The sequence below is a fragment of the Pseudoduganella sp. RAF53_2 genome (genome assembly GCF_052113985.1).
Classification (GTDB): domain Bacteria; phylum Pseudomonadota; class Gammaproteobacteria; order Burkholderiales; family Burkholderiaceae_D; genus Rugamonas.
In genome coordinates this window covers 1-1,411 of record NZ_JBFRDW010000992.1, presented here as the reverse complement: position 1 = coordinate 1,411, position 1,411 = coordinate 1, and the positions used below count along the sequence as shown (strand labels likewise).

The 1,411-nt window shown below is 55.4% G+C and carries 1 protein-coding gene; it reads right to left on the bottom strand.

All coding sequences use genetic code 11. The annotated features are described in order from the left end of the window. Window positions 1-313: 313 nt before the first annotated feature. The coding region (locus tag AB4Z11_RS31730; protein WP_442030155.1) for an AMP-binding protein at window positions 314-1,411 on the bottom strand (1,098 nt) is incomplete at its 5' end.

Genomic DNA, 1,411 nt, shown 5'->3' with positions numbered 1-1,411 from the left:
GGGTGTAGGTTGCGCCATTCAGCGAATGGCTTGCTCCAGCTGTGGTCAGGTCTAATACGGTATCAGCCTGCGCACTCATGCTAAACAGTAAAGCTATTGCACCAGCACATGCTCCCAGCGACTTTTGTAAGAGTTTCATGACACCCCCCTGTGTTGTTCTGCACAAAAAGGATGCATAAGTCGTGCCTAAATATCGAACCAACGTGTAATCAAATAGTTACAGCTTGCGATTTGCATGCGCAGTCATCAGTTGTAAGAATTTCCGACACTAAATCTTTTAAAATCAAGCACTTAATGGTGATTTTCGGCCACTTTAATTACTTCGCGTTACTGTTGGTAGCTCGTAGTCCTTGAACTGTTCCCGCAGCTTATTCTTCTGAATTTTTCCGGTGCCGCCAACCGGCAGCGCTTCGACAAAGACCACATCGTCCGGCATCCACCATTTGGCAATTTTGCCCTCGAAGAAGCTCAGCAGTTCGTCACGGCTGACTTCCGCACTCGTTTTTTTGACGACGATGAGTAGCGGACGCTCGTCCCATTTTGGATGGCGGATGCCAATGCAGGCCGCCTGCATCACAGCTGGATGAGCGACGGCAATATTTTCCAGATCGATGGTGCCAATCCATTCGCCGCCGGATTTGATCACATCCTTGCTGCGGTCGGTGATCTGCATGAAGCCGTCTTCATCAATGGTGGCCACGTCGCCGGTCGGGAACCAACCCCGGTCCAGTACGCTACCGCCCTCTTCCTTGAAATAGGACGAGATGATCCACGGACCGCGCACCTGCAAGTGGCCGAAGGACGTTCCATCCCAAGGCAGTTCCTGGCCGTCGTCATCGACGATGCGCATGTCGACGCCATAAATTGCATGGCCTTGCTTGCGCAGGATCTTGCGCTGCTCCTCGCGCGGCAGTTTTTCGTGCCGCGCCAGCAGTCCGCAAGCGGTGCCCAGCGGCGACATCTCCGTCATCCCCCAGGCATGCACGACATCCACGCCAAAGTCGTCCATCAGCGTATCCATCATTGCGGGCGGACATGCCGAACCACCAATGACCGTGCGGCGGAAGGTCGAAAACTTCAGGTTGTTCATCTTGGCGTAGTTGATCAGACCCAGCCACACGGTCGGAACGCCGGCCGAGAAAGTCACTCCTTCGGCCTCGAACAGGTCATAAACCGATTTGCCATCCAGCGCGCAGCCGGGGAAGACCAGCTTGGCGCCGGATAGCGGCACCGAATACGGCAAGCCCCATGCATTCACATGAAACATCGGCACTACGGGCAGCACGGTATCGCGTGAACCGACATCCAGCGCATTCGGCATAGCCGAGCCATAAGCGTGCAGCACGGTGGAGCGATGCGAGTACAGCGCGCCCTTGGGATTGCYGGTAGTGCCGGAGGTGTAGCACAGCGT